This window comes from Corallococcus sp. CA054B, from assembly GCF_003611625.1.
In the GTDB taxonomy this organism is placed as follows: Bacteria; Myxococcota; Myxococcia; order Myxococcales; family Myxococcaceae; genus Corallococcus; species Corallococcus coralloides.
The window spans coordinates 24,750-33,627 of the sequence record NZ_RAVY01000106.1 but is presented as its reverse complement, the minus strand read 5'-3'; the positions used below and the strand labels follow the sequence as shown (position 1 = coordinate 33,627).

General features: G+C 72.0%; 9 protein-coding genes. 7 read left to right on the top strand and 2 right to left on the bottom strand.

What is annotated here, in order from left to right; translation table 11 throughout:
* Nucleotides 1–235: 235 nt before the first annotated feature.
* From D7V80_RS24045 to D7V80_RS24035, 3 genes are read left to right on the top strand one after another with little or no spacing between them, the layout of a single operon-like run.
* The gene (locus D7V80_RS24045) at nucleotides 236–1,012 is read left to right on the top strand and encodes an SDR family NAD(P)-dependent oxidoreductase (protein ID WP_120590381.1); all 777 of its coding nucleotides are present in this window, start codon (nucleotides 236–238) and stop codon (nucleotides 1,010–1,012) included.
* Nucleotides 1,009–1,878, top strand: a complete 870-nt coding sequence (locus D7V80_RS24040; RefSeq protein ID WP_120590380.1) for a [LysW]-aminoadipate kinase — start codon at nucleotides 1,009–1,011, stop codon at nucleotides 1,876–1,878. Before D7V80_RS24045 ends, D7V80_RS24040 begins: the two co-directional genes overlap by 4 nt.
* Nucleotides 1,865–2,941 (top strand): M20/M25/M40 family metallo-hydrolase, encoded by a 1,077-nt coding sequence (locus D7V80_RS24035; RefSeq protein WP_120590379.1) that lies wholly within the window; start codon nucleotides 1,865–1,867, stop codon nucleotides 2,939–2,941. The genes D7V80_RS24040 and D7V80_RS24035 overlap by 14 nt, the downstream gene beginning before the upstream one ends.
* A gap of 4 nt (nucleotides 2,942–2,945) precedes the next feature.
* Here the strand turns inward: D7V80_RS24035 and D7V80_RS24030 are convergent, their stop codons facing one another.
* Complete coding sequence (locus D7V80_RS24030; protein ID WP_120590378.1) at nucleotides 2,946–4,181, bottom strand: MFS transporter; 1,236 nt, start codon at nucleotides 4,179–4,181, stop codon at nucleotides 2,946–2,948.
* A 99-nt stretch (nucleotides 4,182–4,280) separates the two neighbouring features.
* On the opposite strand from D7V80_RS24030, the gene D7V80_RS24025 reads away from it, so the two are divergent.
* Together D7V80_RS24025 and D7V80_RS24020 are read left to right on the top strand one after the other, a co-directional pair.
* Complete coding sequence (locus tag D7V80_RS24025; RefSeq protein ID WP_120590377.1) at nucleotides 4,281–5,207, top strand: RluA family pseudouridine synthase; 927 nt, start codon at nucleotides 4,281–4,283, stop codon at nucleotides 5,205–5,207.
* 68 nt (nucleotides 5,208–5,275) lie between these two features.
* Nucleotides 5,276–6,766, top strand: coding sequence for a putative metal-binding motif-containing protein (locus D7V80_RS24020; protein ID WP_147447200.1), 1,491 nt, complete (start codon nucleotides 5,276–5,278; stop codon nucleotides 6,764–6,766).
* Between the two features lie 100 nt (nucleotides 6,767–6,866).
* Here D7V80_RS24020 and D7V80_RS24015 read toward each other — a convergent pair whose 3' ends face one another.
* On the bottom strand, nucleotides 6,867–7,154 hold the full coding sequence (locus D7V80_RS24015) for a hypothetical protein (protein ID WP_120590375.1): 288 nt from the start codon (nucleotides 7,152–7,154) through the stop codon (nucleotides 6,867–6,869).
* Between the two features lie 146 nt (nucleotides 7,155–7,300).
* Here D7V80_RS24015 and D7V80_RS24010 point away from each other — a divergent pair, with 146 nt between their 5' ends.
* Nucleotides 7,301–8,341, top strand: a complete 1,041-nt coding sequence (locus D7V80_RS24010; RefSeq protein WP_120590374.1) for a hypothetical protein — start codon at nucleotides 7,301–7,303, stop codon at nucleotides 8,339–8,341.
* Nucleotides 8,342–8,351: 10 nt separating this feature from the next.
* Nucleotides 8,352–8,873, top strand: coding sequence for a GNAT family N-acetyltransferase (locus D7V80_RS24005; protein WP_120590373.1), 522 nt, complete (start codon nucleotides 8,352–8,354; stop codon nucleotides 8,871–8,873).
* Nucleotides 8,874–8,878 lie beyond the last annotated feature (5 nt).

Below are 8,878 nucleotides of genomic sequence, written 5' to 3'. Positions count from 1 at the left end.
CCGTCAATGCGGCTCCGTCCGGCGCGAAGTGGGGACCTGTCGCGACGGGGCAATCGTTGGCGCTGGGCCTGGGCGGAGAGGACGTTCGACGGGCGCGCCTGTGCGGACGGGGGCGGTTGGCGGAGCGGGTGTCGTGCGGGGCCGGCTGGAATGCCGCGACCTGTGAATGCGTGGTCGGTGATGTGCGGTGCGCTCGCTGAAGCGCAGCCGTGCTCCAACTTCTGGAGGGACGCGGATGGAACTGGGACTCGCCAACAAGGTCGCGCTCGTCGCTGGTGGCTCCAGCGGGCTGGGGCTCGCCGTCGCGGAGGAACTGGCGAAGGAGGGCGCGCATGTCGCCATTGGCGCTCGGGATACGGACCGGCTGGCCCAAGCGGAGGCTCGGCTCAAGTCCGTGGCCCGGGGCGGCCGGGTGCTGGCGACCCGCGTGGACGTGAAGGACGACGCGGACGTGCGCCGCTGGGTGGATGACGTGGTGGCGAAGCTGGGCTCGCTGCACGTCGTCGTCACCAACAGCGGCGGTCCTCCTCCCGGTCCGGCCTCCACCTTCGGCGTGGACGCGTACCGGAGCGCGGCGGACGCGGTGCTGCTGCCGCCCATCTCCCTGGCGCTCGCGGCGCTGCCTCACCTGAAGAAGGCCGGATGGGGACGCCTGCTGTTCATCACCTCGGAGACGGTGCACCGTCCGGTGGCCCGCTTCGCGCTGTCCGGCTTCGCTCGCATGGGCATCGTCGGCTTCTCCGCCGCGCTGGTGCAGGAGCTGGGCGACGCCGGCATCACCGTCAACGTGCTGGCTCCGGGCTACATGCGCACGCCTCCGGTGGAGCGCACCGCTGGCAACGCGGGTGACGTGGAGGCAGGCCTTCGCGCCATGGGCGCTCACATCCCGCTCAAGCGTGTGGGGCTCCCGGAGGAGTTCGCCGCCGCGGCGGTGTTTCTTGCCAGCGAGCGCGCTTCCTTCATCACCGGCACCGTGCAGCTCGTGGACGGTGGCGCGAGCGTCATCGGATGAGCGCCGCCCCCACCGCTCCGTCCCGCCGTCCCGTCGTCGTGAAGATTGGCGGCGCGGCGGGCGTGGACCTGGAGAACGTCTGCTCGGACGTCGTGGAACTCGTCCGCCAGGGCGAGCGCGTCGTCGTCGTCAATGGCGGTTCGGAAGCGGGGGAGCGGCTCCTGGGCTCGCTGGGCCTGGCGCGCCCGGAGGCCACCACCGCGAACGGCAACGTCGTGCGCCTCACCTACGCGCCCACGCTTCGCGCGCTCACCATGGCGTGGGTGGGCGAGGTCAACAAGGCCGTGGTGCTGGCGCTGCTCGCCAAGGGCGTCACCGCGCTGGGGCTGTGCGGCGCGGACGGCCGCGTGCTCACCGCGCGCCGCAGGCCGCCGCTCAAGTTGCAGGACGCCGAGGGACGGATGCGCATCGACCGCGAGCATCTGGCCGGAGAGGTCTCCTCGGTGAACGCGTCGCTCCTGGGCACGCTGCTGGAGGGCGGCTACGTGCCCGTCGTGTGTCCTCCCGCGGTGACGGAGGACGGCGTGCTCGTGAACGTGGACGCGGACCATGTGGCGTCGTCCATCGCGGCGGCGCTGGGCGCGAAGGCCCTGGTCATCCTCTCCAACGTGCCGGGGCTGCTCGCGGATCCGAAGGACCCCGCCTCGCTGGTTCGCTCCAGCGACGACGTGGAGGGCTGCATGCCGCTGGCGGGCGGACGCATGCGCTACAAGCTGGAGGCCGTGCGCCGCGCGCTGCAGGGCGGCGTCCCGACCGCGTACGTGAGCGCGTCGCGCGTGGCACGGCCGGTGTTCTGCGCGCTGGAGGAGGCGGGCGGCACGAAGTTCACCCTTCGCGATGGAGGCAGGGCGGATGCGGGCGCGTGAGCCGGGCGTCGACTTGTTGCGGTGGATGGTGGAGCAGTACAGCCCCAGCCACCAGGAAGCCTCCTTCGCCGGAGCACTGGTGGAGCGGCTGGGCGCTCGCGGCTGGCGGGCCCACACCGACGCCGTGGGCAACGCCGTCGCCCGCTACGGCGACGGGGACACCGTCATCGCGTTCCTGGGCCACATCGACACCGTGCCCGGAGAAGTGCCCGTGCGGCTGGAGGGACAGAAGCTCTACGGCCGGGGCGCGGTGGACGCCAAGGGCCCGCTGTGCGCGTTCATCGAAGCCGTGGAGCTGCTGGACGACGCGGAGCGCGCCGGCAAGCAGTTCCTGCTCCTGGGCTGCGTGGAGGAGGAGGTCGCCATCACTCGCGGCGCCCTGCACGTGCGCGACCAGTACGCCCCGGACTTCGTCATCAACGGCGAGCCCAGCGGCGCGCACGCGGTGACCATTGGCTACAAGGGACTGCTGCGCCTGGACCTGGAGCACCGCGCCAGCCGCCGCCACACCGCGAGCCGCGACTACCGCGCCGCCGCGGAACACGTCATCGACGCGTGGAACGCGCTCAAGCGCCTGTGTGACGACTGGAACCGCGAGCGCCCGTCCCTCTTCGAGCAGAACCTGCCCTCCCTCAACGCCTTCCACACCGGCGCCACGGAGACGGAGGAGTGGGCCACGGCAGCGGTGAGCATCCGCACCGGCCCGTCCACGGACACCGACGCGCTGCTCGCGGCGCTGGCCACCGTGCCCACCGTGACGGTGCGCACCGTGGCTCGGAAGAACGCCGTGTCCACCAACGGCAACGACGCGCTCTCCCGCGTCTTCAAGCAGGCCATCCGCGAGCGCGGCGTGAAGCCCACGCTGCGCCTGAAGACGGGCACGTCCGACTGGAACACCGTGGCCTCCGCGTGGGCCGTGCCCACCGTGGCGTACGGCCCCGGCGACGCCGCGCTGGACCACACGCCCCACGAGCACATCGACCTGCCGGAGTACGAGGAGGGCGTCGCGGTGCTCGCGCGCGTGCTGGCGCTCCTGCCGGCGAAGGGGACCGCGGGAGGCTGAACGCTCAGGTGCCCAGCGCGGCAAGTCCCCGTGCGCGCAGGGTCCGCATCCCCACCACGATGCCGAAGAAGAGCAGCGCACAGCCCGCGGTGATGGGCCGCACACCCACGCGGTCCGACAGCGCGCCCTGTCCCCAGACGCCCAGGATGTAGCCCGCGTTCACCAGGAGCAGGAACAGGCTGCTCACGCGCGCCTGCAGCTCCGGCGGCGTGCGCGCCTGGCACACCGTCTTCAGGCCCGTGAAGGCGACCAGGTACACGGCCCCCAGGATGAACAGCGTCACCAGGGCCACCGGCAGCGAGGGGGAGAGCCAGTACGCGGCGGAGCACAGCCCCACGAGCAGCAGCGACGCCTCCAGGAAGACCCGCCGCCCCATCCTCGCGACGAGGGCGCCGGAGCCGAACGCCGCGATGACCGCGCCCGTCCCCTGCGCGGTGAGCAGCATGGACGTGGTGGTCGCGTCCCCGCCCAGCACCTTCAGCGCGAACACCGGCACCAGGCCCACGAAGGGAGAGATGAGCAGACCCACCAGCGCCCCGGAGCCCAACGCGAGCGCGATGCCTGGATCCGTCCACGCCAGACGCACGCCCCGCATGATGCCGGCCCACAGCGCCTCCGCCTTGGGCGGCAGGGGGCTCGCCGCGCCGCGCATCCCCGCGAGCGCCAGCAGCACGGCGAGGAAGGACAGCGTGTTGACGAACAGCGCCCCGGCGATGCCCACCTGCGTCAGCACGAGCGCGGCCAGCACGGGCCCGATGATGCGGCCCAGGTTGAACTGCGCCGAGTCCAGGCTGAGCGCGTTGTGCAGGTCCTCCGGGGGCACCACGGCCACGGTGAGCGCCGTGGCGCAGGGGATGATCAGCGTGCTGAACGCGCCGTTGAGCAGCGAGAGGACCGCCACCCACGGCACCGACAGGTTGCCCGTCGCGGCCAGCACCGTGAGCAACGCGGCCAGCAGCGCCTGCACGCACACGCACACGGCCATGAAGGTGCGCCGGTCGAAGCGGTCCGCGAGCGCGCCACCCAGGGGCGCGAGCACCAGCGAGGGCAGGTGCGTCAGCGCGGCGACACCGCCCGTCCATGCGGCCTGTCCCGTCACCTGCGTGACGTAGACCCCCAGGGCCACGGACTCCATCCACGTGCCGATGTTCGACACGAGCGTACCCAGCCAGAGAAGGGTGAAGTCGCGATGGGTCAGGGCCCGGGCGGAGCCCGAACGGGAGAACAGGGAGGTGGCCACGGAGATGCTCGTTCTACAGCGCGTCCCTGACGCATGCTCGGTAAGCGCACGCCTACACGGTGGTTGACTCCCTGCCTGCCTTGGGAGACGGGGAAAGCCATGACGCGGCACAAGGTTCTCGTGGTTCCCCGGGAGATTGCCGGCGAGCGGCTCGACCGGTTCCTGACGAAGCACGTCCCGGGCCTTACGCCGGAGCGGGCCCGGGCGATGCTGGACGCAGGGCGCGTGCGCATCCGGGGCAAGAAGGCGCAGGCCACGCGCAAGCTGTGGGGCGGCGAGGAGCTCACCCTGGAGACGCCGGAGCCCCGGCCGTCGCCGCATGCCTCAGCGGAGGGCCCGGAGCTGCCGGTGCTGTACGACGACGCGGCGCTGGTCATCGTGGCGAAGCCGCCGGGGCTGGTGGTGGAGCCGGAGGGGCGGGCGGCGTCGGTGGTGGGGCTGCTCGCGGCGCGGTGCCCGCCGTTCGACGTGGAGGGCGTGGCCCAGCCGGGCGTGGTGCACCGGTTGGACCGGGAGACGAGCGGATGTCTGGCATTGGCCCGGACGGATGACGCGGTGGCGGCGCTCCTGAAGGCGTTCCAGGAGAAGCGCGTGGACAAGCGCTACCAGACGCTGGTGCTGGGGCGTCCGCCGGACACGGGGCACCTGGAAGGACCGTACGCGAGGGACCCGAAGGATCCGCGCCGCTTCACGACCCGCGTGCCCTCCGCGCGGCGGGCGGCGCTGACGTTCACGGTGCGCGAGCGCTTCCGGGAGGGGGCGCTCCTGGACATCGACCTGGACACCGGACGCACGCATCAGATCCGCGTGCAGCTGTCGGAGGCCGGCTTCCCGGTGCTGGGGGATTCGCTCTACGGCACGGAGGAGGCGCGCAAGCACGCGGCGGCGCTCGCGGTGGGGCGTCAGGCCCTGCACGCGTGGCGGCTGGAGGTGCCGTCCTCCGCCACGGGCCAGCTCGTCCAGGTGGAGTCGCCGCTGCCGGAGGACTTCCTGCGGGGGCTCACGGTGCTGCGCGGAGGCGCGTGATACAGCTTGGGCGTTGGGGACCTGATGTTTCAGGGCAGCACGAAGAGGGGAACATGCAAGCGCGGAGGATGTCGTGGGGAAGTCTGTCGTTGGTGGTGGCCCTGCTGGTCTCGGGCTGTGGTTCCTCCACGAGCCCGTCGGGCCCCGTGCCGGATGCCGGCACGCAGGTGGATGCCGGGACGGATGCGGGCACCTCGGACGACGCGGGCGTCGCGGACGCGGGAACGGTGGACAGCGGCGTGCCGGAAGGCGCGCCCTGCGAGAAGACCCAGGGCGTGTGCGCGGGGGCGAAGCGGGCGTGGGTGGACGGTGCCCATGAGCCCGTGTGCACGGCGCGCTCCTACGGCGCGGACTACGAGGCGTCGGAGCTGCGCTGCGACGGTCTGGACAACGACTGCGACGGCGTGATGGATCCGACGACGTGGGCGGATGTCGCGCCGATGCAGTGGGCTCCTGATACCCGATGGGCGGACAGCCTGCCCGTGCAAGGGGGCTTCCTGTTCGTCTCCTCCAACGGCCTGTCGGCCATCGAGTTCCTCCGGCTCGATGCCTCCCTGACCCTGAAGGGCTCGGCGGCCCTGCCGCTGTCGCCCGCGCCCATTCGCGTGACGAGGACCCAGCTGCTGCGGACCTCTCGCGGGCCGGCGCTCTTCTCCATCGTCGTGTACTCAGAGCCGAGCTACTTCGTCCGGGGAAGCCTCACGCAGCTCGATGAGCTGGGCGCGCCCAGCGGCGAGGGCGTCGTCCTCTTCGAAGGGCCCTACACCTGGGCGAATGGGCACGTGGCCCCCTCCCTGGATGGAGAGCGGCTCGCGGTGACCTGGACGTGGGAGCTGGCCGGTGCCCGCGAGGTGCAGGGCATGACCGTGGATCCCGCGGGCCAGGTCCTGGCGGCTCCCCGCGTGCTGCACCGGTCGGACTCGCTGGACCTCTCCGCGGCGGAGGTGCTGGGCCTGGGGGATGGCGGGTTCCTGGTGAAGGCGAATGAGAACAAGGCGGGCTCGTTCGATGACACGCGCGTCTGGCTGCAGCGTTACGACCGCGAGCTCCTGCCCGTGGGCGACGAGCGCATCCTCACCGTGAAGTACGCGGCCGCTCCCAGCCTGATGCTGACGGCTCCCTCGGAAGAGGGCGGCGCGGGCGAGCCGACGTTGCTCTACCGGGACCCGCATGGACCCACTCCCCAGTTCCTTCAGGTGCGGTCCCTCTTCAACGAGGGCATGGCGGAGAGCCTGACCTCGACGAGCGGGGGCCAGACCGCCCTGTTCGGCGCGACGATGACCTCGCGGGGGCTCCAGCTGGCGTGGCTCTCCATGCCCACGGTTCCCAACCCCGGCGGGGATGGCGCCTTCGGTTTCGAAGGGCGGCTCTGGGGGCGGAGCCCGACCGGCGTCGTGAAGGATTGGACTCCCGGCGCCGCGTCCATTCCCATGAACGGCACCGCGTCATGGGTGCGGCTGCATGAGCTGGCGGGGCATCAGCTGGGGGCGCTCACGATGACCGCCACGGACACCCCCCGGAGCTACACCCTGCGTTCGCTGCGCTACTGCGCGCCCTGACTCCGCAGGCCCGGCGCCAGGTGCTTCTTCCCCGAGGAGTCTCCCGACCTCCTCGTGGAAGAAGCGCGCCGGTTGTGGGGTGTGGAAGCGCTGAGGGCGGCTACTCGCGGCGGCCGGTGTCGTCCTCTGCGTCGGGCTCGGGCGGCTCCAGACGGGCCTGCCGCTCACTGGCCTCCCAGGAGGCCTCGGCGTCACCGGCGTGCACGCGAGCGGCGGCATCGTCGTCCTGGTCGCCGGTCCACGTGGTGTGGCCTCCCGCGAAGCCCTCCAGGGGGCGAGCGCCGCGATGCGACTCCACCTCCAGGTCCTTCTGCTCCTGCTCGCGCAGCCGCTCGCGCTCCTGCTCCCGCTCGTGCTCATGCTGCTGTTCAAGAATCCTGTCCGCCATATCGCATCACCTCCTGCCCCAAGGTGGGGTGCGCCCGCGCGGGACGGCAGGGGGAGGCGGGCGTTCGTGCACGGCCGCATGCCTGGCGTGCGGTCGGCTACGCTCCAGCAGCCCGTGGGGCCCGGGCATCACCAGGAGCGCGGCGCATGAACCCGGGAGTCTCCATCGTCGCCGATGACACGCGGAGCTGGGGACTGGAGACCCCTGGCCCCGGCCTGCTGCTGCATGTCCCCGCCGCGGGCCGCTGGGCGCGGAGGCCCGCCATGCACCTGGATGCGGCGCCCGGCTACCGCATCCGGTTGCGCGGCGTGGGGCAGACGCTGCTCTGGGCCCGCATTGATTCCTACTGGGACCGCGCCGTCTTCCTCCGGGGAACGGCCCTGTTCCCCCAGGTCCTGCCGCCCCTGTCCGCGCCCGAGGTCCGGGCCGTGGAGGCCGCGTCCGGCACCGAGGCCTGGTGGGAAGCCTGGGACTGGCGGATGGCGCGTGCGCTCGTGGAGGCCCCGCTGCCGGTGCTCCACTCCGGGTCCTGGTGTCTGCGTCCCGTGCGCGCCATCGCCGCGGAGAAGGCGGAGCGGCATCCGGTCTCCCCCATGGAATGGGGCTTCGGTCAGCCGCCCATGCCGCCGCACTCGCTGTCCGCCGTGACGCGGTTCCTCACCGCCTGGCAGGAGGACTGGTGGAACGCGCGGACCGAACATACGCCGGGGGTGGTGCTCGGACTGCGCGTGCCCTCCTCACCCGAGGATGGACGCGTGAAGAGCTGGCGCAAGCGAGCACGAGACGGGACGTTGCCGCCCGTGCTGCTGCTCTACGTGGACATCCTGGCGAAGTGGCTGGTGCTGGATGGCCATGACCGCCTGCACGCGGCGCTGCTCGAAGGCGTGGAGCCTCCGCTGCTGGGGTTGTGGCCCTTCGTTACCGCGCCGCGGCCGGCGAGCGCCGTCCGCGAGGAGGGCGCCCTGTTCAGCGCGGAGTTCCAGCTGCGGTCCGGGGCGACGCCGGAGACCGTCGACCGCGTCAACCGCATGCTGGTGCTCAACTTCACTCCCAATCCCAGGGGAACCGTCTCGCGCGCCTGGCCCATCCCGGGAGGACGGGAGACCTGGCGTGAGGATGTCTCCGCCCGGCGCCGCAGGGGCTGGCTCCCGCCTCTGGAGGACAACGCCTTGGACTGGCTCACGTAGACTGCCCGGCATGCTTCTTCAGCACTTCGAACGCACGACCACCGACCGGCTGCTGCTCCGCGCCATTCGCGAAGACGACCTGGACGCGATCTTCGCCCTCCACTCGGATCCGACGACGAACCAGTTCAGCCGCCGGGGTTACATGGAGACGCTGGACGACGCGCGGCGGGTCATGGGCCTCTGGCTGGAGGACTGGGCGCGCGAAGGCGTGGGGTACTGGCTGGTGGAGCGGCTGGAAGCACCCGGCGTCGTCGTGGGCCTGGGCGGCCTGCGCCACAAGGAGCTGGAGGGCCAGCGCGTGCTCAACCTCGCCTACCGCTTCACGCCCGAGACCTGGGGCTCCGGGTACGCCACGGAGGTGTCCCGCGTGGCGCTGGCGCTGGCGGCGCGGCACCTGCCGCAGGTCCCCCTGGTGGCCATCATCCACCCGGAGAACGCCGCGTCCATCCGCGTGGCGGAGCGGCTCGGGATGCGCCTGGGCCGCCACATCATGGAGGACGGCATCCAGAACCGCGTGTATGTGATTGGCTGAAGTCC